At 60.1% G+C, this 22,215-nt stretch carries 16 protein-coding genes and 1 pseudogene; 7 read left to right on the top strand and 10 right to left on the bottom strand.

Annotated elements, in window-relative coordinates; all coding sequences use genetic code 11:
- Nucleotides 1-188 precede the first annotated feature (188 nt).
- The 4 genes from GZ093_RS03275 to GZ093_RS03290 form a co-directional block, all read right to left on the bottom strand.
- Nucleotides 189-953, bottom strand: coding sequence for an amino acid ABC transporter ATP-binding protein (locus GZ093_RS03275; RefSeq protein WP_296482036.1), 765 nt, complete (start codon nt 951-953; stop codon nt 189-191).
- A gap of 74 nt (nt 954-1,027) precedes the next feature.
- Nucleotides 1,028-2,131: an amino acid ABC transporter permease gene (locus tag GZ093_RS03280; protein WP_296482037.1), complete on the bottom strand. Its 1,104-nt coding sequence runs from the start codon at nt 2,129-2,131 to the stop codon at nt 1,028-1,030.
- Nucleotides 2,132-2,148: 17 nt separating this feature from the next.
- Nucleotides 2,149-3,324: an ABC transporter permease subunit gene (locus GZ093_RS03285; RefSeq protein ID WP_296482042.1), complete on the bottom strand. Its 1,176-nt coding sequence runs from the start codon at nt 3,322-3,324 to the stop codon at nt 2,149-2,151.
- 128 nt (nt 3,325-3,452) lie between these two features.
- Nucleotides 3,453-4,487 carry an amino acid ABC transporter substrate-binding protein gene (locus tag GZ093_RS03290; protein WP_296482045.1) on the bottom strand — a complete coding sequence of 345 codons (1,035 nt, stop codon included), beginning with the start codon at nt 4,485-4,487 and terminating at the stop codon, nt 3,453-3,455.
- Between the two features lie 276 nt (nt 4,488-4,763).
- Between GZ093_RS03290 and GZ093_RS03295 the strand changes: the two genes are divergently transcribed.
- Complete coding sequence (locus GZ093_RS03295; protein WP_296482049.1) at nt 4,764-5,366, top strand: isochorismatase family protein; 603 nt, start codon at nt 4,764-4,766, stop codon at nt 5,364-5,366.
- Between the two features lie 74 nt (nt 5,367-5,440).
- On the opposite strand, the gene GZ093_RS03300 is transcribed toward GZ093_RS03295, so the two are convergent.
- From GZ093_RS03300 to GZ093_RS03315, 4 genes are read right to left on the bottom strand one after another with little or no spacing between them, the layout of a single operon-like run.
- Nucleotides 5,441-6,130, bottom strand: a complete 690-nt coding sequence (locus tag GZ093_RS03300) for an ABC transporter ATP-binding protein (protein WP_296482051.1) — start codon at nt 6,128-6,130, stop codon at nt 5,441-5,443.
- A gap of 4 nt (nt 6,131-6,134) precedes the next feature.
- Nucleotides 6,135-7,355, bottom strand: a complete 1,221-nt coding sequence (locus GZ093_RS03305) for an ABC transporter permease (RefSeq protein WP_296482054.1) — start codon at nt 7,353-7,355, stop codon at nt 6,135-6,137.
- A gap of 8 nt (nt 7,356-7,363) precedes the next feature.
- A complete protein-coding gene (locus GZ093_RS03310) occupies nt 7,364-8,608 on the bottom strand; it encodes an efflux RND transporter periplasmic adaptor subunit (RefSeq protein ID WP_296482057.1) in 1,245 nt (414 codons plus the stop codon).
- A gap of 36 nt (nt 8,609-8,644) precedes the next feature.
- Nucleotides 8,645-9,331 (bottom strand): glutathione S-transferase, encoded by a 687-nt coding sequence (locus GZ093_RS03315; protein ID WP_296482060.1) that lies wholly within the window; start codon nt 9,329-9,331, stop codon nt 8,645-8,647.
- 97 nt (nt 9,332-9,428) lie between these two features.
- Between GZ093_RS03315 and GZ093_RS03320 the strand changes: the two are divergent.
- The 5 genes and pseudogenes from GZ093_RS03320 to zapE form a co-directional block, all read left to right on the top strand.
- A pseudogene (locus GZ093_RS03320) lies at nt 9,429-11,369 on the top strand (propionate--CoA ligase); the annotation flags it as partial.
- 196 nt (nt 11,370-11,565) lie between these two features.
- Nucleotides 11,566-14,457 carry a 2-oxoglutarate dehydrogenase E1 component gene (locus tag GZ093_RS03325; protein ID WP_296482063.1) on the top strand — a complete coding sequence of 964 codons (2,892 nt, stop codon included), beginning with the start codon at nt 11,566-11,568 and terminating at the stop codon, nt 14,455-14,457.
- A 13-nt stretch (nt 14,458-14,470) separates the two neighbouring features.
- Nucleotides 14,471-15,724 (top strand): 2-oxoglutarate dehydrogenase complex dihydrolipoyllysine-residue succinyltransferase, encoded by a 1,254-nt coding sequence (gene odhB / locus GZ093_RS03330; protein ID WP_296482066.1) that lies wholly within the window; start codon nt 14,471-14,473, stop codon nt 15,722-15,724.
- Nucleotides 15,725-15,928: 204 nt separating this feature from the next.
- Nucleotides 15,929-17,356: a dihydrolipoyl dehydrogenase gene (gene lpdA / locus GZ093_RS03335; RefSeq protein WP_296482068.1), complete on the top strand. Its 1,428-nt coding sequence runs from the start codon at nt 15,929-15,931 to the stop codon at nt 17,354-17,356.
- Between the two features lie 80 nt (nt 17,357-17,436).
- Nucleotides 17,437-18,534, top strand: a complete 1,098-nt coding sequence (gene zapE, locus GZ093_RS03340; protein WP_296482071.1) for a cell division protein ZapE — start codon at nt 17,437-17,439, stop codon at nt 18,532-18,534.
- A 46-nt stretch (nt 18,535-18,580) separates the two neighbouring features.
- Here zapE and GZ093_RS03345 read toward each other — a convergent pair whose 3' ends face one another.
- Nucleotides 18,581-19,342, bottom strand: coding sequence for a protein phosphatase 2C domain-containing protein (locus tag GZ093_RS03345; protein WP_296482075.1), 762 nt, complete (start codon nt 19,340-19,342; stop codon nt 18,581-18,583).
- A gap of 85 nt (nt 19,343-19,427) precedes the next feature.
- Between GZ093_RS03345 and GZ093_RS03350 the strand changes: the two genes are divergently transcribed.
- Nucleotides 19,428-21,446: an ATP-dependent DNA helicase gene (locus tag GZ093_RS03350; protein ID WP_296482078.1), complete on the top strand. Its 2,019-nt coding sequence runs from the start codon at nt 19,428-19,430 to the stop codon at nt 21,444-21,446.
- On the opposite strand, the gene GZ093_RS03355 is transcribed toward GZ093_RS03350, so the two are convergent.
- Nucleotides 21,409-22,215, bottom strand: coding sequence for an outer membrane protein assembly factor BamD (locus GZ093_RS03355; RefSeq protein WP_296482081.1), 807 nt, complete (start codon nt 22,213-22,215; stop codon nt 21,409-21,411). The genes GZ093_RS03350 and GZ093_RS03355 overlap by 38 nt on opposite strands.

Below are 22,215 nucleotides of genomic sequence, written 5' to 3' on the forward strand. Positions count from 1 at the left end.
TAAAGGTTGCAGATTGACTTCCAAACCCAATCTTGGCACTTGATGCCGTTACCGGGAAGCGGGAAGTCCCTTCGTATTCGTGCAATAAGCATATTTAGCTATCTTTAACGTAGCATATTGAGACCCCCTGCAGTGCGCCCCTATTCAGTCGTCGCTTGAACAGGGCTTGGCATCCATTGACCCGGCGCTCAATGCCCCAGAATCTTCGATAAGAAGTCTTTGCTGCGCTCGTTTTGCGGGTTGTTGAAGAAGTCATGCGGATTGTTCTGTTCCACGATCTGGCCCTGATCCATGAAGATCACGCGGTCAGCCACCGCCTTGGCAAAGCCCATCTCGTGCGTGACGCACAGCATGGTGATGCCCTCGTCGGCCATGGCGATCATCACGTCCAGCACTTCCTTGATCATCTCGGGATCCAGCGCGCTGGTGGGCTCGTCAAACAGCATGATCTTGGGCTTGAGGCACAGGGCGCGCGCAATCGCAACGCGCTGCTGCTGGCCGCCCGAGAGTTGCAGCGGGTATTTCTGCGCCTGCTCGGCGATGCGCACCCGGTTGAGCTGGATCATGGTTTTTTCTTCGGCCTCTTTTTTGGGCATTTTGCCGACCCACATGGGGGACAGCGTCAGGTTTTCCAGAACCGTCAGATGCGGGAACAGGTTAAATTGCTGAAACACCATGCCAACTTCCTTGCGCACCTGGTCGATGGCCTTGACGTCGTCCGCGAGTTCGATCCCGTCCACAATCAGACGCCCTTGCTGGTGCTCTTCAAGTCGGTTGATGCAGCGGATCAGTGTGGATTTGCCCGAGCCCGACGGCCCGCAAATGACGATGCGCTCGCCTTTGGCCACGCTCAGGTCAATGTCGCGCAGCACATGGAAGTTGTTGCCGTACCACTTGTTGACCTTGTCAAAAATGATGATGGGGGAGGTGGTCTGAGTTTGAGTTTGTGGCATGTTTTTCCTAATCAGTTGGGGACAGTTCTCGCGTGTTGCATGTAGCTGCGGTCGGTCCCACAAGATTTCTTTTTTTATCTTGATTTGCTTTTGTTGACCTGCTTTTCAACCCAGTGGCTGTAGCGCGACATGGAGAAGCAAAACACAAAGTAAATCAGGGCGATAAAAATGTAGCCCTCAATCGTGAACGGGCGCCAGTTGGAGTCGGAGTTCAGCGCCAGGCTCATGGCCCCGGTCAATTCATACAGGCTGACGATGGTGACTAGCGATGTGTCCTTGAAGGTGGAAATGAAGTTGTTCATGATGCCCGGCACCACCATCGCCAGCGCTTGCGGCAGCACAATCTTGCGCTGGGTTTGCCAGTACGACAGTCCCAGCGTGGCGGCCGCCTCAACTTGCCCCTTGGGAATGGCTTGCAGTCCACCGCGAATCACTTCGGCCGAATAGGCCGCCGCAAACAGCGTGATGCCCACCAGCACGCGGATCAGCACGTCGATCTTGAAACCCTGCGGCATGAACAGCGGAAACATGAAGGACGCCATGAACAGCACCGAGATCAGCGGCACGCCGCGGATGAGCTCGACATAGATGGTGCAAAAACTGCGGATGGCCGGCAGATCAGAGCGCCGTCCCAGCGCCACCAGCAGGGCAATCGGAAACGACATCACCAGTGAGAGTGAGGCCAGCAAAATGGTCAGCGGCAAGCCACTCCAGCGGTCGGTCTCAACCCGGCTCAAGCCCAGGGTGTTGCCGTACATCAGGGCAAAGAAGACCGCCAGCACCCCCAGCCACAGCAGCGGCAGCCAGGCTTTCCAGAACATCCGAATGCAGCTGGCCACTAGCAAGCCAATCAGCAACGAGGTGGCGATGAGCGGGCGCCATTGTTCCTCAAAGGGGTAGCGACCAAACAGGATGAGGCGGTATTTCTGGGTGATCACGCCCCAGCAGGCGCCAGCACCGTCGACCCGGCAGGCCTCATAGTCCGGCCGCCAGACCGCTTTGAAGAGGGCCCAGTTCAGCAGTTGCGGTACCAGCCACAGAAAGACGGCGCCAATGACCAGCGTGGCCAAAGTCGTCTTCCAGTCGGCCAGCAGGTTGGCGCGGGTCCAGGCGACCGGGCCTTCGGTGTTGACCGGGGCAGGGCGCGCGGCGATCGGCTTGAAAGTGGTTGCAGTCATGGTGTGCAGGCTTGGGTTCATCGTTCTTTGATGGCGGAACGGCTGTTGTACCAATTCATCAGCAGCGCGGTGCCCAGGGAGGTCGTCAGGTAGACCGCCATCACCAGCGCGATGCACTCGACCGCGCGCCCGGTCTGGTTGAGCGCAGTGTTGGCAATGGAGACCACATCGGGGTAGCCAATGGCCACCGCCAGCGATGAATTCTTGGTCAGGTTCAGGTATTGGTTGGTCAGCGGCGGGATGATCACGCGCAAGGCTTGCGGCAGCATCACCAGGCGCATTTCCTGATGGCGGCCCAAGCCCAGGGCGGCCGCCGCTTCACTCTGGCCCAGCGGCACCGACTGGATGCCCCCGCGCACCACCTCGGCAATGAAAGAGGCGGTATACAGCGTCAAGCCCAGCAGCACGGCCAGAAACTCGGGTGTGAGCGCACCGCCGTTCTCGATCGAGAAGTCACCCTTGAAGGGTCGGTTCAATTCGGTCGGCGCGCCACCGAGCAACCAGCCCAGCAGGCTGGCCGCGACCACGATCACCAGCGGTACCCAGATCCGGCTGCGGACCTGGCCCGTGGCCTCGAACTGACGCTTGGCCCAACGGCGGTAAAACCAGGCCAGCGCCAAACCGGGAATCAAGCCGTAAGCGGCCCACAATTGCCCGATGGACCAGACCGGAATCGGGTAGTTGAGCCCGCCTTTGCTCAAAAAGAACGAGCCCAGCACCCAGGCGTCAGCGGCAGCGGGCAACACCTCGGTCAAGATCACGTACCACATCAGCAGTTGCAGCAGCACCGGGATGTTGCGAAAAAATTCGACGTAAGCCAGGCACAGCCCGCGCACCAGGGCGTTGCGTGAGAATCGCCCCACGCCCAACAAGGTGCCCAGCACGGTCGCCAGGATGATGCCCAGCACCGCGACGCGCAGCGTGTTGGTGACGCCGACCAAGAAGGCTTGCCAGTACGGTTGGGCCGAGTCAAAGGGGTACAGGCTCTCGCCAATGTCAAAGCCGGCCGATTGCGTCAAAAAGTCAAAGCCGCTCTTGATGCCGCGCACCTGCATGTTGAGCAGCGTGTTGTGCGCCAGAAACCAGACCGCGGCGCCAATGGCCAGCACGGCCATGATCTGGTAGATCAAGCCTCGGAAAGCCTGGCTGCGCCAGGACCAGTTGTTCTTCTTGGGGGGAGTTTTTGAATTCATGGTGCTTGACGTCCTGCAGCGCTTCCTGAAACAACTGGCGAGGCACCCGCACAGAGCGCCAAAAAAAAGCGCCGCTTGAATCGCCAAAGCGACATCAGGCGGCGCCGGTCAGCATGGAGCGCCGCGAATCAACGCACCGGGTAGGCGTACATCAAGCCGCCCTTGTTCCACTGGTTGTTGAGGCCACGGGGCAGGCCCAGCGGCGATGTGGGGCCGACATTGCGTTCAAAAATTTCACCATAGTTGCCGGTGGCCTTGATGGCACGCGCCATCCACTCTTTGTCAAGACCCAGCAATTTGCCGGTGTCCTCGGAGGTGCCCAGAATGCGCTGCACCACGGGGTCTTTGCTGCTGGCTTTCAAGGCGTCCACGTTGGCTTGGGTGATGCCATATTCTTCCGATTCGAGCAGGCCGTAGATCACCCACTTGACGATAGCAAACCACTCGTCGTCGCCTCGGCGCACCATCGGGCCCAGTGGCTCCTTGGAGATCAGCTCGGGCAGGATGATGTGTTCTTTGGGGTCTTTGGCTACCTTGTTGCGAGTTGAGGCCAGGCCCGACGCATCGGTGGTGTAGGAAATGCAACGGCCGGTGAAGTAAGCGTTTTCGGCGGCTTCCAGCTTTTCAAACACCACCGGTTTGATGTTCAGGCCGTTGGCTTTGGAATAGTCGGTCAGGTTCTTTTCGGTGGTGGTGCCGGACTGCACACATACCGTTTGGCCTTTGAGCTGTTTGGCGCTCTTGATCTTGCTCTTGACCGGCACCATGAAGCCTTGGCCGTCGTAGTAGGTCACCATCGTGGCGTGCATGCCCAAGGAGGCGTCGCGGGTGAGGGTGAAGGTGGTGTTGCGTGAAAGCACATCAACTTCGCCAGACTGCAACGCCGTGAAGCGCTGTTGCGCATTGAGCGGGACATACTTGATCTTGTCGGCATCACCCAAGGTCGCCGCCGCAATGGCGCGGCACACATCGACATCCAGCCCGGTCCATTTGCCAGCTGAGTCGGCAGCGCCAAAGCCGGCTAGGCCCGTGTTGACGCCGCATACCACCTGGCCACGGGCTTTGATGCCGTCCAGCGTCTTGCCGGCATGAGCGGGCGCGGCCATGAAGGCACCCAAGGTTGCCACGACAGCGGCCAGCGTTTGTAATTTGTTCAGATGCATTTGCAATACTCCAGTGGAAAATGGTGAATCAGACCAAGGATGGCGGCAGTTTTGTGCGGATTTATCCTCGACGGGAACTTTAGTCCCCCGGGCGATGGCTTCCCATCAGGGTTTACGCTTGCACCCCATGCAGAAACTCAATGACCTGATTCAAGCTTCTCGCGCGGCTGCAACTGCAGTTAAGCAAATAGTATGCCCGTGGATGTGTGATCGGAACACTTGCACCTGGATTGGCCCGTGCCCGACAATGTTCAACTTCTTGAAGGAAACCCTGCCATGTTGCTAGATACCGCCCAATCCCAACTCGTGCTGGTCGATTACCAGACCCGCCTGATGCCGGCCATTTTTGAAGGTGCGCTGGTGCTGGCCAACGCGCTGCGCCTGGCGCAAATCGCGCATCTGCTGGAAGTTCCCATTTGGGGCACCGAACAAAATCCGTCCAAATTGGGCGAGAACGCGCCCGAATTGCGTGCACTGTGCGCGCAGACCTTGAGCAAGATGCACTTCAGTGGGGTGGAAGAGGGTTTGGGCGAGTGGCTGCGCCCCCCGGCCAAGCCGGTGGCGGGCAACGCGCGCAGTCTGCCCAAGCACCTGCAAAAGCCAGTAAGCGACCCCGCAGAGCGCAACACCATCGTGATTGCCGGCTGCGAGGCGCATGTCTGCCTGCTGCAAACCGCGCTGCATTTGCTGGAAGACGAGTTTGAGGTCTGGGTGGTGACCGACGCGTGCAGCTCGCGCACCGAGCGCAACCGCGACGCCGCCTTCGACCGGCTGGCCGGCGCAGGCGCGGAGTTGGTGACGACCGAGATGGTGGCTTTTGAATGGCTGCGCAGCGCCGAGCATCCACAGTTCAAAGCCGTGCAGAATTTGATCAAATAGGGCTGCAGCCCCCGTCGCTATTGCGTGAGCAGCTATTGATTTGATATTAGTTGCAAAACGACCTCTTGAGTGACTCAACTGGCCTGCGCCAGCAACTGACCGTCTTCAATCTGGATTTGCCGCTGGCAGCGCGCTGCCAGGCGCGCGTCATGCGTCACGATCAGGCAGGCCGAGTGCTGCTGCTGATTGATGCTCTGCAATAACTCAAAGATGTTCTTGGCGCTGTGGCTGTCAAGGTTGCCGGTGGGCTCATCGGCCAGGATCAGCCGGGGCGACAAGCTCAGCGCCCGCGCGATCGCCACGCGCTGTTGCATGCCGCCCGAGAGTTGCGCCGGGCGTTTGTGGGCCGCGTCTTTCAAACCGACCTGATCGAGCAGTCGCAGGGCTTGGTCCTGCGCCTTGGCCGTGGGCCAGTTGGCGTCGATGATGGACGGCATCATCACGTTTTCCAGTGCCGTGAAGCCCGGCAGCAGGTGGTGAAACTGGAAGATGAAGCCAATGCTGCGCCCGCGCAGCGTGGTGACGGTCGCCTCATTCAGGTCGGCGGTGTCGCGGCCATCAATCAGTAATTGGCCGCTGCTGGGCCTCTCTAACAAGCCGATGATGTTGAGCAAGGTGCTTTTGCCCGAACCGGACGGTCCGGTCAGCGCGGCGAACTCGCCCCCTGAAATTGTCAGGTCAATGCCATGCAGCACCTCGGCTTCAACCGGCGTGCCTTCGCCATAGCGCTTGCGAATTTGTTTGAGTTCAACAATGGTGCCCATGCTGCTAAACCCGGATCGCCTGCACCGGGTCGAGCCTGGCCGCGCGCCGGGCTGGCAAAGCCGCCGCCAGCAGTCCGACCAGCAGCGCCAGTGCGCACGCGCCCAGCACCACCGACACATCCAAGTCCGGGCTGACGAGCAGCGAGCCGTCCGCGTTGCGCGTGATTTTGGAAAAGAATTGCAGCAGCGCCAGCGCCAAGCCCACGCCAAGGCCTGAGCCAACCGCGCCGTAAATCCCACCTTGCAACAAAAACACCGCCATGATGCGCCGCGGGCTGGCGCCCATGGCGCGCAGGATGCCAATTTCCTTCTGCTTCTGCACCACCGACACCACCAGCACACTGGCAATGCCCACGGCCACGATCACTGTGACAAAAAAGCGGATCAGGTTGTTCGACATGCTTTGGCTCTTCAAGGCGGTCAGCAGTTGCGCATTGGTTTGCATCCAGCTGTCAGCGACCAGGCCGGTCTGCGCCGCCAGTTGGCGCGCGGTTGTCTCGGCCTGAAACAGGTCCATCACACGCAAATCAATTTCGGTGATGCCACCGGGCAAGTCCAAGAGCGACTGCGCCAGCTTGATGCTGGTGTAGACCCAGCGCTTGTTCAGGTCGCGGTTGCCAATGTCGAAAATACCGGCAATTGTGGCCAGGTCGTTGCGCCCGTCCATCGCGATCAGGCGCAGTTTGTCACCGACCGTCACGCCCAGGTCTTTGGCCAGTTCCACCCCGATCACGGTGTTGGCGCCGCTGACGTCAAAGCGGCCCAAGCGCAGGTATTTGGGCATTTGCACAATGCGTTGATAGGCCTGGGCGTCGACCCCGAGCAGGTTGATGGCCTGACTCGCGTCCGCCCGCGCTGCAAAACCGGCTCCCGACAGCAACGGCGAGACGGCGAGCACACCGCTGGTTTGATTGGCCAATTGCGCCACCGCTTCCCACTGATCAATCGAGCGCAGGCGCTGCGCGCGCGGTTGCACGATGGCCGCCGTGCTGCCTGGTGGCAGCAGCGGGCGGTTGACCAACAGCGGCGGCTTCAAAACAATGTGCGCCTGGCTGCCCAGCGTGCGCTCGATGATGGAGGCCTGCAACTGGCTGATCAAGGTGGTCAGGAAGATGATCACCGCCACGCCGCCGGTGACACCGGCGAGGATCAGCACGGTTTGCATGCGGCCTTCGCGCAGGTAGCGCAGGCACACCAGAGCGGCAAACGGGAGGCGAATCGGCACGGCGAAGCTCAGCTGGTGAAGCCAGGCATGGGCGGTACGCCGGTCAAAGGCGTGCGCGTGCTTTGCTCACGCACCCGGTCGCCGTCGCGCACGTTGCTGGCGGGCAGGATGACGCGCTCACCCGCAGCCAGTCCCTGGGTGATCTCGGTGCTGCCAATGCCCTGCAAACCGGTCTGTACCCGCACTTCTTTGGCGCGGCCGGCGCGGTTCACCAGCACAAAAAGGGCGCCGTTGGCATCACGCCGAATCGCATCGGTCGGCAGCATCAGGGCGCTCTGCACCTGCGCCGTGACGATTTCGACCGACACCGTCATATCGGGGAGCAGGTAGTCCACTGTCGGCGCTACCCGCAGCTTCAAATCAACCGTGCCGCGCTGCGCATCGACCGATGGCGCGATGTAAGTGAGTTCGGCGCTGAAGTGCTGCTGCGGGTAGGCGTCGGCGCTGGCGCTGGCGGTCTGCCCCAGTTTCAGGAATTTCAGGTTCTTCTCATCCACACTGGCCTGGATGCGGGTTTCGCCGCCGCCCACCAGTATCAAGATCGCTTTGCCAGGCTGCGCAGTGTCGCCCGGGTCGGCGGCGCGGGTGATGACGGTGGCAGCTAAGGGTGCGCGCAGGCTCAACTGGTCCAGTCGGGCCGCGGCGGCTTTTTGGGCGGCCAGCGTCTGGTCGAGTCCGGCCCTTGCCAAGGCGAGTTGCGCGCCGCCGGGCGTGTCGCCCTGCGCCTGGGCGGTAGCGGCTAAGAGTGCGGCGGTGGCTGCGTCTGCCGCGCGCCGTGCTTCATCCAGGCGCGATTGCGAGACAAAGCCCTGATTGAGCAAATCTTGTGTGCGGCCCAGTTCCTGTTGCGTCTGCAAATTGGCGGCACGCGCTTGCGCCAGTTGCTGGGTGCTGACGGGGCCCTGCACGGTTTGAATCTGGCGCACACGCGCTTGCGCCTCTTGCACGGCGGCATGGGCTTGAGCCAAGGCGGCCTGCGCTTCATCGGCGCGCAGCTGCACCAGAATCTGCCCGGGTTCAACCTGATCCCCCTCACGCACGGTGATGCGCTCGATGCGGGCAGTGCTCTGGCTGGCAAGCTCGGTGCGGGTGATGTCCACAACGCGGCCGCTGGTGACCACCGATTGCTGCATCTTGCCTTGGGTGACCACCGCCACTTCGACCGGCTGCCCGCGTAGGGCAAAGGCCAGAACCCCGAAAGCAATTACAAGAAGAATACCTGCCCAGAGCGCGTGCGTACGAGTCAATTTCATGGGCCGATTGTGAGGCAGGGTGTCAAATCGCAGGTATCAGGACATCACCACAGGCCCACCTTTGGCCACGGCGCGCTGATAAGCTGGCCGTGCCTGCATACGCGTCCTGTAAGCGGCTAGATGCGGACGCCGCGCCACTTCGGCACCCCGCGCCAGCGCTGCTTCAACCGCAAAACTCATTTGAAAGTCGGCGATGCTGAGGTGTTCACCCGCAAACCAGAGATGGCGACCCAAGTGCGTTTCCATGAAGGCCAAGGCCGTTTCAATATTGGGATCGATCAGCTTAGCCTGCACTTGCGCGCACAACTGGCGGGCAATCGGGCGAACAAAAAAGGGCATGGGCTGCGTTGGAATCGTCACGAACACCAGTTTCATGACCAGCCAGTTCATGAATGAGCCTTCAGCGTAGTGCATCCAAAAACGTGCCCGGCGGTGTTGCGCAGTGCCTGGCGTGGGTTGCAGGTGGGCCAATTCGCCGTGCGCCTGCGCACCATAGCGTTCGGCCAGATACTCCAGGATGGCACCGGACTCGGCAATGGTCTCGTCGCTGTCTGTGATGACGGGCGACTTGCCCAAGGGATGAATCGCTTTCAGTGCGGCAGGCGCCAGTCGCGTCTTGGGATCACGCTGGTAGCGCTGGATCTCGTAGGGCACGCCCAGTTCTTCTAGCAACCACAGCACGCGCTGTGAACGGGAGGTTTCAAGGTGATGGATGGTAATCATGAGGACCATTATCCAATTCCAGCGGTGACTACAAATAGGGCGGGGCAAATCGGCACATCGATGCTGACGCCCGAAGTCAGTTTGTAGCAAGTTCAAAGTCCATAATTATGAATTCAGTTTTAAGACCCCCTGGAGACAAACAATGACAAACTATGCCGAATTCCACCGCCGTTCTCTCGAGGACCGTGACGCGTTTTGGGAAGAACAGGCCCAACTCGTGGACTGGAAAGTGCAACCAACTCAAATTTGCGACTACAGCAACCCGCCCTTTGCCAAGTGGTTTGTTGGCGGCAGCACCAATTTGTGCCACAACGCGGTGGACCGGCACTTGAAAGACCGGGCGGAGCAAGCGGCGCTGATTTTTGTCTCGACCGAGACCAACCAGGAAAAGGTCTATTCGTTCCGGGAACTGCATGCCGAGGTGCAGCGCATGGCGGCGGTGCTCCAGGACCTGGGGGTGCAAAAGAGCGACCGGGTGCTGATCTATATGCCGATGATTGCCGAGGCGGCATTTGCCATGCTGGCCTGCGCGCGCATTGGTGCGATTCACTCGGTCGTGTTCGGCGGCTTCGCCTCGGGTTCGCTCGCCTCGCGCATTGAAGACGCTTCGCCCAAAGTCATCATCAGTGCCGACGCCGGTTCGCGCGGCGGCAAGCCGGTTGCCTACAAGCCATTGCTGGACGAGGCGATTCGCCTGTCCAGCCACAAGCCAAAAGCCGTTCTGCTGGTCGATCGCGGCCTCATGACCATGAATCTGGTACCGGGTCGGGATCACTTGTGGGCGGCGCTGCGGCAAAAACACATGGCGACGGTGGTGCCGTGCGAGTGGGTTGATGCCACGCACCCGAGCTACACGCTCTATACCAGCGGCACCACCGGCAAGCCCAAGGGCGTCCAGCGCGACACCGGCGGCTATTGCGTGGCGCTGGCCGCCAGCATGAAGCATATTTACTGCGGCAACGCCGGAGAAACCTATTTCTCCACCAGCGACATCGGCTGGGTCGTGGGCCACAGTTACATCATTTACGGCCCCCTGATTGCGGGTATGGCGACCATCATGTACGAGGGCCTGCCGACGCGACCGGACGGCGGCATCTGGTGGAGTCTGGTCGAGAAATACAAGGTGACGGTGATGTTTAGCGCGCCGACGGCGATCCGCGTGCTGAAAAAGCAGGACCCGGCCCTGCTCAAGAAATACGACCTGTCATCACTGCGTGCACTGTTCCTGGCCGGCGAGCCCCTGGACCAACCCACCGCCCAGTGGATCGCCGAGGGCCTAGGGCGCCCGATCGTTGACAACTACTGGCAGACCGAGACCGGTTGGCCGATCCTGAGCATCTGCAAAGGCGTCGATGATTCGCCGACCAAGTTCGGCTCGCCCGGCAAGGCGGTGTACGGCTATGACGTCAAGCTGCTCGACGAAAACACCGGCGAGGAGCTGAAGGGTCCGAACCAGAAAGGCGTGGTCGCGATCGAAGGCCCGTTGCCGCCGGGCTGCCTGCAAACGGTGTGGGGCGACGATGCGCGCTTCGTCAGCACCTACTGGACCACCATCCCCGGCAAGATGGTTTACAGCACTTTTGACTGGGGTATTCGCGATGCCGACGGCTATTACTTCATCCTGGGCCGCACCGATGACGTGATCAACGTCGCCGGGCACCGCCTGGGCACGCGCGAGATTGAAGAAAGCATCTCGGCCCACCCCAACATTGCCGAAGTGGCGGTGGTCGGCGTGGCCGATCAGCTCAAGGGCCAGGTGGCCATGGCCTTTGCCGTGGTCAAGGACACGAGCCTGGTGGCAGACGAAGCAGGACGCCTGAAGCTCGAGGGCGAAATCATGAAACTGGTAGACGGCGACTTGGGCGCGGTGGCCCGGCCAGCGCGGGTGCGCTTCGTCACGGTACTGCCCAAAACTCGCAGCGGCAAGCTGCTGCGCCGGGCCGTGCAGGCGGTCTGTGAAGGACGCGACCCGGGTGACCTGACCACAATGGAAGACCCGGCAGCGCTGCAACAGATCAAGGACTTGGTGACGGCGTAAGTCCACTTTGGGGTCAGTGCCGAATGCCGGCAGCCCGGCCCAAGAAATTCTCAGTGGTGGCACAATTGCGCCCTGTCACCGGGCCCTTCCAGCCACAGTCGCATCCGCCAAACGGTCAAGCCGTGACGCGGAAGGTTTTTAAAAAATAGCTTTAACCAGCTCATGTTTCCCAAAGGGAAACGGAGGTCAGCGCAGTATGAGTGAAACAACGTCTCAAGGGGCGAATTCGGCATCGTCGGTCTATCAGGCCTATCAGGCCAATACCTTTCTATTTGGTGGCAACGCACCGTATGTCGAAGAGATGTACGAAAACTACCTGGCCAACCCCGGCGGTGTCCCTGACAGCTGGCGTGATTATTTCGATGCCTTACAGCATGTGCCTGCCTCTGACGGCAGCCAAGCCAAAGACGTGCCCCACCTGCCGGTCATCAATGCCTTTGCCGAGCGCGCCAAACAGGGCGGCACCAAGGTGGTGGTGGCCAGCGTCGATACAGAAATGGGGCGTAAGCGGGTCGCGGTGCAGCAACTGATCGCGGCTTATCGCAACGTGGGTGTGAGTTGGGCTGATCTGGACCCCCTCAAGAGAATTGAGCGCGAAGATATTCCGGAACTCCAGCTCTCTTTCTATGGTTTCAGCGACGCTGACCAGGAAGCCGTGTTCAACACCAGCAACACCTTCTTTGGCAAAGAAACGATGAGCCTACGCGAGCTGATGAACGCGTTGCGCCAAACCTATTGCGGCACGATTGGTGCGCAATTCATGCACACCACCGACCAGAACCATAAACGCTGGTGGCAGCAAAAGCTAGAGAGCATTCGCTCCAAGCCGAGCTTCTCGGTGGAGCAACAAAAGCACATTCTGGACCGGCTCACCGCCGCCGAAGGACTGGAACGGTTTTTGCACACCAAGTATGTTGGGCAAAAGCGTTTTTCCCTTGAAGGCGGCGAGAGTTTCATCGCCTGCATGGATGAGCTGATTCAGTCGGCCGGGGTCAAAGGCATTCAGGAAATCGTGATTGGCATGGCGCATCGCGGACGCTTGAACGTGCTGGTGAATTCTCTGGGCAAGATGCCCGCCGAACTGTTTGCCGAGTTCGACCATACCGCGCCCCAAGAATTGACCAGCGGCGACGTCAAATACCACCAGGGTTTCAGCTCTGATGTGACTACCGCTGGCGGCCCGGTGCACCTGAGTCTGGCGTTCAATCCCTCACACCTGGAAATCGTCAACCCGGTGGTCGAGGGCTCGGTGCGTGCCCGCATGGATCGCCGCGCCGACCCCTACGGCAAGCAGGTGTTGCCAGTGTTGGTGCATGGCGATGCGGCCTTCGCGGGCCAGGGCGTGAACATGGAGACTTTTGCGCTGTCTGAAACGCGCGGCTACTCCACCGGCGGCACGGTTCATATCATCATCAACAACCAGATTGGTTTCACCACCAGCGATCCGCGCGACAGCCGCTCGACGCTGTATTGCACCGACGTGATCAAGATGATCGAGGCGCCGGTCTTGCACGTGAATGGTGACGACCCGGAGGCCGTGGTACTGGCCACCCAGCTGGCGCTGGAGTTCCGGCTGGAGTTCCGCAAAGACGTGGTGGTGGACATCATTTGTTTCCGCAAGCTCGGCCACAACGAGCAGGACACGCCCGCGCTGACGCAGCCCCTGATGTACAAGAAGATCGCCGCCCACCCCGGCACCCGCAGCCTGTATGCAGCCAAGCTGGCAGCCCAAGGTTTGGGTGACACGCTCGGCGATGACATGGTCAAAGCCTTCCGCGCTGCCATGGATGCGGGCAAGCACACGGTGGACCCGGTACTGACCAACTTCAAGAGCAAATTCGCCGTCGATTGGACGCCATTTATCAACCAGAAGTGGACCGATGCTGCCGATACGGCGATTCCCATGGGCGAGTGGAAGCGTCTGGCTGAAAAAATTACGACCATTCCCGCCACCGTGACGGCTCACAACCTGGTCAAAAAAGTCTATGACGACCGCGCCGCCATGGGGCGTGGCGATATTCCGGTGGACTGGGGCATGGGCGAGCACATGGCTTTTGCTTCGCTCGTGGCCAGCGGTTACCCGGTGCGCCTGAGTGGCGAGGATTGCGGCCGCGGCACCTTTACCCATCGGCATTCGGTGATTCACGACCAGAATCGCGAAAAGTGGGATGTCGGCACCTACATTCCTCTGCAAAATGTGACGGCGAATCAGGCGCCATTTGTCGTCATCGACTCGATCCTGTCCGAAGAGGCGGTGCTGGCGTTCGAGTATGGCTACGCGTCCAACGAACCCAATACCTTGGTGATCTGGGAAGCCCAGTTTGGCGACTTCGCCAATGGCGCGCAGGTGGTAATCGATCAGTTCATCGCCTCCGGCGAGGTCAAGTGGGGCCGTGTAAACGGCATCACGCTGATGCTGCCGCACGGCTATGAGGGCCAAGGTCCCGAGCACAGTTCGGCGCGGCTGGAACGCTTCATGCAGCTCAGTGCCGACACCAACATGCAGGTGGTGCAGCCCACCACAGCGAGCCAGATTTTCCACATCTTGCGCCGCCAGATGGTGCGCAACATTCGCAAGCCCCTGATCATTCTGACGCCCAAGTCGCTGTTGCGCGCCAAGGATGCGGCCTCACCCTTGTCTGAATTTACCAAGGGTGGCTTCCAGACCATCATTCCAGAGCAAAAGGCGCTGAAAGCCGACAAGGTCAAACGCATGGTGGCTTGCTCCGGCAAGGTCTATTACGACCTGGTCAAAAAGCGCGAGGAACTCGCTGCCGACGACGTGGCGATTATTCGCGTTGAGCAGTTGTATCCGTTCCCGCACAAGGCCTTTGCGACCGAGCTCAAGAAATACCCGAATGCCACTGAGATCGTCTGGTGCCAGGACGAGCCGCAAAACCAGGGCGCCTGGTTCTTTGTGCAGCATTACATCTATGAAAACATGTTTGACGGGCAGAAACGGGGCTACTCGGGCCGTGCCGCATCGGCGTCCCCCGCCGTGGGTTACGCCCACCTGCACCAGGAGCAGCAAAAAGCGCTGGTTGAAGGCGCATTTGCCAAGCTCAAAGGCACAGTCCTGACCAAATAACGAAAGAAATACCATGGCTATCGTAGAAGTTAAAGTCCCGCAGTTGTCGGAATCCGTGGCTGAGGCCACCATGCTGCAGTGGAAGAAAAAAGTGGGCGACGCTGTCGCCGTCGATGAAATCCTGATCGACATCGAAACCGACAAGGTGGTGCTGGAAGTGCCCGCGCCCTCAGCCGGTGTGATTGTTGAAATTTTGGTGCCTGACGGCGGCACGGTGGCGGCTGAGCAGCTGATTGCCCGCATCGACACCGAAGCCAAGGCGGGTGCGACGGTGGCGCCCGCTGCAGTTGCAGCTGCCGTGGCAGCACCCGTGACCACTGCGTCTGCAGCGGTGGCGACCGGTGGTGCGATGGCCGGTGTGGCGATGCCAGCGGCTGCCAAGCTGATGGCGGACAACCAGCTCGCTGCAGGCTCGGTAGCCGGTACCGGCAAGGATGGTCGCGTCACAAAGGGCGATGTGCTGGCCTCTTTGAGTGCTCCAAAAGCAGTAGCTGCTCCGTCAATGCCAGCGCGGGCTGCGGCCACTTTATTGCCTCAAGTCGCGGCACCGGCCGTGAATCTGGGCGAGCGCCCGGAGCAGCGTGTGCCCATGAGCCGCCTGCGCGCCCGTGTCGCCGAGCGACTGCTTCAATCGCAGTCCACCAACGCCATCCTGACGACCTTCAACGAAATCAACATGGCCCCGGTGATGGACATGCGCAAGCGCATGCAGGAGCGATTCGAGAGAGAGCATGGCGTGAAGCTCGGCTTCATGAGCTTCTTCGTCAAGGCCGCGGTACATGCCCTGAAGAAGTTTCCGATGCTCAATGCCTCGGTCGATGGCACAGACATCGTTTACCACGGCTTCTTTGACATTGGTATTGCCGTGGGATCACCGCGCGGTTTGGTGGTGCCGATCTTGCGCAATGCCGATCAGATGAGCTTTGCCGATATTGAGAAAAAGATTGCCGAGTACGGCGCCAAGGCCAGAGACGGCAAGCTGGGCATGGAAGAAATGACCGGCGGCACCTTCTCCATCAGCAACGGCGGTACCTTTGGCTCGATGATGTCCACACCCATCATCAACCCACCGCAGTCGGCCATCCTCGGGGTGCACGCCACCAAGGACCGCGCCATGGTGGAAAACGGCCAGGTGGTGGTGCGCCCCATGAACTACTTCGCCATGAGCTATGACCACCGCATCATCGACGGCCGCGAGGCCGTGCTGGGGCTGGTGGCCATGAAGGAAGCGCTGGAAGATCCGGCGCGCCTGTTGTTTGATATTTGAGTATCAATTCATCCTACCCAAATAGTTCGCTTTGACCCGCAGCGCGCATTGGGTGTCTGATGCCGCGAATGTCCCCCGGCTTGTGCTTCGCCCAAGCCTCCTCCTTGACTTCGCTGCATCAGACACCCAACGCACGCCGCTAGGCGCGGTCGGGTCTTTTCAGTAATCAGCGTGGCGTTTAGTCATGGAAATTAGAAAGAAAAAATGAGCAAGCAATTTGATGTGATCGTGATCGGTGGTGGCCCTGGTGGCTACATTGCGGCCATTCGTGCTGCCCAACTTGGCAAAAACGTGGCCTGTGTGGATGAGTGGAAAAATAGCCAAGGCGGTCCGGCCTTGGGTGGCACCTGTACCAACATCGGCTGCATTCCGAGCAAGGCGCTGCTGCAGTCGTCGGAACATTTTGACCATGCCAGCCATCACTTTGCCGACCATGGCATTGCCGTCAAGGGCCTGAGCATGGACAGCGCCAAGATGGTGGCGCGCAAGGATGCCGTGGTCAAGCAGAATAACGATGGCATCTTGTACCTGTTTAAAAAGAACAAGGTCAGTTTCTTCCATGGCCGCGCGTCGTTTGAGAAAGCAGTGGATGGCGGCTACGAGATCAAGGTGGCAGGGGCCGCTGAAGAAACGCTGGTGGGTCAGCACGTCATTGTGGCCACGGGTTCCACCGCCCGGGCGCTACCGGGTGCGCCCTTTGACGAAACCCAGATTCTGTCGAACGATGGTGCTCTGGCCATGACGGCCGTGCCGAAGAAATTGGGTTTGATTGGCTCTGGCGTGATCGGCCTGGAAATGGGCTCGGTGTGGCGTCGCTTGGGCTCGGAAGTGACCATTCTGGAAGGTCTGCCGACTTTCCTGGGCGCGGTGGATGAACAGATTGCCAAGGAAGCACACAAAGCGTTTGTCAAACAAGGGCTCAAGATCGAGCTGGGCGTAACCGTTGGCGAGGTCAAAGTGGGCAAAAAGGGCGTCAGTGTCGCCTGGACCAATGCCAAGGGCGAAGCGCAGAAATTGGACGTGGACAAGCTGATCGTGTCGATTGGCCGCGTCCCCAATACCGTTGGCTTGAACCCGCAAGCCGTCGGCCTGCAACTCGACGAGCGCGGCGCCATCGTGGTTGATGGCGATTGCCGCACGAGCCTGCCCGGCGTGTGGGCGGTGGGCGACGTGGTGCGCGGCCCGATGCTGGCGCACAAGGCCGAAGAAGAAGGCGTGGCGGTGGCTGAGCGCATCGCTGGTCAGCATGGCCATGTCAACTTCAACACCATTCCATGGGTGATCTACACCAGCCCGGAGATTGCCTGGGTCGGCCGCACCGAACAGCAACTCAAAGCTGACGGTGTGGCGTACAAGGCGGGGACGTTCCCGTTCCTGGCCAATGGCCGCGCCCGCGCGTTGGGCGACACCACCGGCATGGTCAAGATGCTGGCCGACGCCAGCACCGATGAAATTCTGGGCGTGCACATCGTCGGCCCGATGGCCAGCGAGTTGATTGCCGAGTGCGTGGTGGCGATGGAATTTCGCGCCAGCAGTGAAGACATTGCACGCATTTGCCACGCCCACCCGACTTTGAGCGAATCGACCAAGGAAGCGGCGCTGGCGGTGGCTAAGCGCACGCTGAATTTCTAGATTTATAGGAAATTGGCTGCTAGCCCTCGTCCTATTTGCATAACTAGCTATCTATACGATAGCGGTTCAGGGTTGAGTTCGTGACTGTCAAACAAGCCTACCAAGCCGAGATTGCCGCCCGTGGCTACAGCGCTGACCCGGCGCAGTGGCGCGCCGTGGACGCGCTGGGGCGTTGTGCCCGTGAGTGGAGCGCGTTTCGGGCGCAGCGCTCCAATTCGCTCAAGAAACTGATCAACCGCCCCGCCATTCCGCGCGGCGTTTATCTGTACGGCGGGGTCGGACGCGGAAAAAGTTTCCTGATGGACTGCTTTTTCAATGCGGTACCGCTCAAGCGCAAGACCCGCTTGCATTTCCATGAGTTCATGCGGGAAGTGCATCGGGAACTCGCCGAGCTTCGGGGAACGGCCAATCCACTGGATGTGCTGGCGCAGCGGATGGCAAAGAAATACCGACTGATCTGCTTTGACGAGTTTCACATTGCCGATATCACGGACGCCATGATCCTGCACCGGCTGTTGGCGGCCCTGTTCAGCAACGGGGTCGGCTTCGTCACAACTTCCAATTTCAAGCCGGATGACTTGTACCCGAATGGCCTGCACCGGGAGCGCATTCTGCCCGCGATTGCCTTGCTCAAACAGCAACTCGAAGTGGTCAATGTGGACAACGGCGTCGACTACCGTCGTCTGATGCTGGAGCAGCTCGATTGCTACCATGTTCCGCTGGGTGCGCGGGCGGATGCGGCCATGACGGATGCCTTTGAGCGCCTGGCGGAAATGCCGGACGAGCATCCCCTGCTGCACATTGAGGCCCGGCAAATTCAGGCCCGGCGCAAGGCGGGCGGGCTGGTCTGGTTTGACTTCAAGACGCTGTGTGGTGGGCCGCGCTCCCAGAACGACTATCTGGAGATTGCCAGCCGCTTTCACACGGTTTTGCTCAGTGATGTGCCGCAGATGCCACCGCGCATGGCGGCCGAGGCGCGGCGTTTCACCTGGCTGGTCGATGTGCTCTATGACCGCCGGGTCAAGCTGATCATGTCAGCTGCGGTGCCGCCGCAAGAGCTGTATCTGGAAGGGCCGCTGTTGCATGAATTCCCGCGCACGGTGTCGCGCTTGAATGAAATGCAGTCTTCGGAATTCCTGGCGCTGGAGCGTCGTCTGGTCGACACCTGCTTGACCTGAACAGGCATCGGCCTCGCCCCGTGTCTGGCTTGAGGCGTCCCGCGAGTCAGCACCCCAAGGGTTCGAGCTTGACCACCACCAACGACAGATTGTCACCGCCGCCCTGACCGCGCGAGCGCGCCTTTTCAATCAAGAATTCGGTCGCTTCCCGGGCCGACAGGCTGGAAAGAATCGAACCGATTTCGTCACTGGTGAAGTAGTGCCAGACGCCATCGCTGCAGGCCATCAGAATATCCCCGGCGTGCAGTTGGCTGATAAAGTGGGTGCTGATCGGGGGGTCGCTTTCAGTTCCCAGGCATCCTAACAAGATGTTCGATTGTGGATGGACATTGGCCTGCTCCTCGGTGAGCTCGCCCCGGTCGACCAGCGCCTGCACATAGGAGTGGTCCATGGAGCGCTTGATCAGCTTGGCGCCGCGATAGTGGTAGATTCTTGAGTCGCCCGCGTGCGCCCAATAGCAGTCACCGCCCGGATTGATCAGAAAGGCGGCGATCGTGCTGTGCGGTTCTTCTTCCGACGAAACGGCGGTCAGTTTGATGACCGTATGGGCTTCCTCCACCAATTGCTTTAACGCGGCCACGGCATCATCGGTCTCGGGCGCATAGCGCTCAAACAGCTGCCGGGCCGTCATCATGACCTGGTCGGACGCCTTGCGTCCGCCGCTGCGTCCGCCCATGCCGTCCGCCAGCACGGCCAGCACACAGCCACTGACCCGCGGGTGGCTCAGCAACAGAACCTGGTCTTGCTGGTAATCGCGGTCACCCTTGTGGATGCCGGTTGATGCGGTGAGACGATAGCCTTTGGGCATAGTGAACGATCAAAAAGGAGATTTCCCCGGAGATTTTTATTAGACCGGTATTATCAGGCCTGCCCCTGCCCCCCATGTCTGCCCCATGAATCTGCAAAACCTGACCCGTGAGACCTTTGCCCCCGGTGGTTTGTTGTCGCGCACGGTTGAAGAGTTCACACCCAGAGTTGGGCAAACCGACATGGCCGTGGCGGTTGCGCGAACGATCGAGGACGGTGGGGTGCTGGTGGTCGAGGCCGGTACTGGCATTGGCAAGACATTCTCGTATCTGGTGCCGGCCTTGTTAAGCGGCACGCGGGTGATGCTGTCGACCGCCACCAAGACCTTACAGGATCAGCTGTTTGGTCGCGATCTGCCGCGTTTGATGAAAGCCCTGGGCCTGCCGGTTCGTACCGCCTTGCTGAAGGGGCGGGGCAGCTATTTGTGTCTCCATCGCCTGGCCGTCGCCCGGCAAGACGCCAGTCCTTCTGATCCCGTGCTGGCACGAACCTTGGCCAAAATCGAGGCCTGGGCGCAGCTGACGCGCAGTGGTGACCTGGCTGAGTTGCCGGGTCTGGATGAGCGCTCTCCCGTGATTGCGGTGGTGACGTCATCGCGGGACAACTGTCTGGGCTCGCAATGCCCGGAGTTTCGAGGCTGTCATGTCAATCAGGCGCGACGCGATGCCTTGGCCGCCGATGTGGTCGTTATCAACCACCATCTGTTTTTTGCTGATTTGGCGATTCGCGAGTCGGGGATGGCGGAACTGCTGCCGTCGGTGCAGACCGTTATTTTTGATGAAGCGCATCAACTTAATGAAACGGGCGTGCAGTTTCTGGGTCGGCAGTTGACGACCGGGCAGCTGTTGGACTTTGCCCGTGATCTGCTTCTTCATGGCCTGCAGCATGCGCGCGGCTTGCAAGACTGGCAGACCCTGGCATTCGATGCGGAACACGCCGCGCGCGATTTGCGACTGGTCGCGGGCCAAGCCAGCCCAGGTGCCAAACTGCGCTGGGTCGGGGCGGCACCGGACCAAGTGGATGAGTCGGCCTGGCAGGAAGCGCTTGGCGCTCTGCAGGCTGCGTGTGCCCGGGTCATGTGGGCGCTCGACACAGTGAGCGCCATCGCCCCGGATCTCATGCGTTTAAGTGAAAGGGTGAGCGTCTTTAGCGAAAAGCTGGTGTTCTTCTCAGGCCACTGCGCGCCGGACTCGGTGCGCTGGCTTGATGTTGGGGTGCAACTGCGGCTGGTTGAGTCACCGTTGGATATTGCCGACGCCGTTCAGACGCGATTGATCAAGTCGACAACCGAAGATGCTTCACAGCGTGCCTGGATATTTACGTCCGCCACCTTGGGTGCGGATGCCAAGTTGAGCTGGTTCACAGAGCCCTGCGGTTTGGCTGATGCTGAAATTCTGAAAATTGACAGCCCGTTTAACTATGGCGAGCAAGCGGTCCTGTATGTGCCACGCCATTTACCCAAACCAAGTCAGCCGGGGCACAGTGCGCAAGTGGCCGATTTTGTGGCCAGCGCGGCGTCCGTGATAGGCGGTCGCACACTGGTCCTGACAACCACCTTGCGCGCGCTGCAAGCCGTGAGCGCGGCATTACAGCGTCATTTTTCCGAGTCAGGGGCTCTGGCTATCCTGGTGCAGGGGCAGCAACCAAAACGCGAACTGATGGAACGCTTTCGCCAGGGCAAAGGCGATGGGCCGGGTTGTATCCTGGTGGCGTCAACGTCTTTTTGGGAGGGCGTAGACGTACCCGGCGACGCCTTGCAGATGGTGGTCATTGACAAACTTCCGTTTGCGCCACCCACCGATCCCCTGGTGGAGGCGCGCTCCCGGCGGCTGGTGGCCGCTAGTCGCAGCGTGTTCAAAGACTATGCATTGCCTGAGGCGGCCATGGCACTCAAGCAAGGTGCGGGGCGCCTGATTCGGCGCGAATCTGATCGAGGAATTTTGGTGGTGTGCGATACCCGTCTGGCGCTCACGGGCTACGGGAAAAAACTGCTGTCAACCTTGCCGCCGATGCGGCAAATCAGTTCAGAAGAAGAACTGGCCGACGTGCTTCAGGCGCTAGAGGCGCTTACCAGACCTTCCACCAAGGATCCGTGCTGGCTTTAAAGCCGCGGGTCAGGTACTCGGTCTGGGGATAGTTCTTTTCAAGTACCCGTTTGGCGTCGTCCCGGAGCTGGGGCAGCCCGAGTGCGTCATAGGATTTGACGATGATGAACAACGCTTCTTCAACGGCAGGCACGCCTTGGTAATCCGTGACGGCCACTTGCGCCCGGTTGATCGCTGCCACATAGGCGCCGCGGCCATAGTAATAGCGCGCCACATGCACCTCGTACTGGGCCAATGAGTTCACGATGTAGGTCATGCGCTGACTGGCGTCTGGCGCGTAGCGCGATTGCGGGAAGCGGGTAACCAGCTCCTTGAAAGACTCAAATGATTCTTTGGATGCCTTCTGGTCGCGTTCTGCCAGATCTTGCCGCGTCACGGCGGAGAACATGCCCAGATCGTCATTGAAGTTGATGATGCCTTTGAGGTAGAGGGCGTAATCAAGTGCCGGACTGGCTGGATGCAGCTTCATGAAGCGATCAAGGGTAGCCAGGGCTTGGGCCGATTCGCCGGATTTGTATTGGGCATAGGCTTTGTCAAGCTGGGCTTGTTGCGCCAAAGGCGTTCCGGCGGCACGCCCTTCAAGCTTCTCGAACAGCACGACGGCCTTGTCGTAACCGCCTGAACTCAATTCATCCTTGGCTTCGGCATAAATCTTGTTGGGACTCCAGTCAGCGGTTTGATCCACTGGCGTGAACGAACACCCGGGCAGCAGCAAAACCGCACCCGCCAGTGACCAAGCGCAGACCACCGATAATTTAGCTCGAAGCAT

The sequence above is a fragment of the Rhodoferax sp. genome, from assembly GCF_010365055.1.
Classification (GTDB): Bacteria; Pseudomonadota; Gammaproteobacteria; order Burkholderiales; family Burkholderiaceae_C; genus Rhodoferax.

Bases quoted from the DNA above. Each gene is read 5' to 3' on its own strand.
- GZ093_RS03275 (WP_296482036.1), bottom strand. From the start codon at position 953: ATGCCACAAACTCAAACTCAGACCACCTCCCCCATCATCATTTTTGAC.
- GZ093_RS03280 (WP_296482037.1), bottom strand. From the start codon at position 2,131: ATGACTGCAACCACTTTCAAGCCGATCGCCGCGCGCCCTGCCCCGGTC.
- GZ093_RS03285 (WP_296482042.1), bottom strand. From the start codon at position 3,324: ATGAATTCAAAAACTCCCCCCAAGAAGAACAACTGGTCCTGGCGCAGC.
- GZ093_RS03290 (WP_296482045.1), bottom strand. From the start codon at position 4,487: ATGCATCTGAACAAATTACAAACGCTGGCCGCTGTCGTGGCAACCTTG.
- GZ093_RS03295 (WP_296482049.1), top strand. From the start codon at position 4,764: ATGTTGCTAGATACCGCCCAATCCCAACTCGTGCTGGTCGATTACCAG.
- GZ093_RS03300 (WP_296482051.1), bottom strand. From the start codon at position 6,130: ATGGGCACCATTGTTGAACTCAAACAAATTCGCAAGCGCTATGGCGAA.
- GZ093_RS03310 (WP_296482057.1), bottom strand. From the start codon at position 8,608: ATGAAATTGACTCGTACGCACGCGCTCTGGGCAGGTATTCTTCTTGTA.
- GZ093_RS03315 (WP_296482060.1), bottom strand. From the start codon at position 9,331: ATGATTACCATCCATCACCTTGAAACCTCCCGTTCACAGCGCGTGCTG.
- GZ093_RS03325 (WP_296482063.1), top strand. From the start codon at position 11,566: ATGAGTGAAACAACGTCTCAAGGGGCGAATTCGGCATCGTCGGTCTAT.
- odhB (WP_296482066.1), top strand. From the start codon at position 14,471: ATGGCTATCGTAGAAGTTAAAGTCCCGCAGTTGTCGGAATCCGTGGCT.
- lpdA (WP_296482068.1), top strand. From the start codon at position 15,929: ATGAGCAAGCAATTTGATGTGATCGTGATCGGTGGTGGCCCTGGTGGC.
- GZ093_RS03345 (WP_296482075.1), bottom strand. From the start codon at position 19,342: ATGCCCAAAGGCTATCGTCTCACCGCATCAACCGGCATCCACAAGGGT.
- GZ093_RS03350 (WP_296482078.1), top strand. From the start codon at position 19,428: ATGAATCTGCAAAACCTGACCCGTGAGACCTTTGCCCCCGGTGGTTTG.
- GZ093_RS03355 (WP_296482081.1), bottom strand. From the start codon at position 22,215: ATGCTTCGAGCTAAATTATCGGTGGTCTGCGCTTGGTCACTGGCGGGT.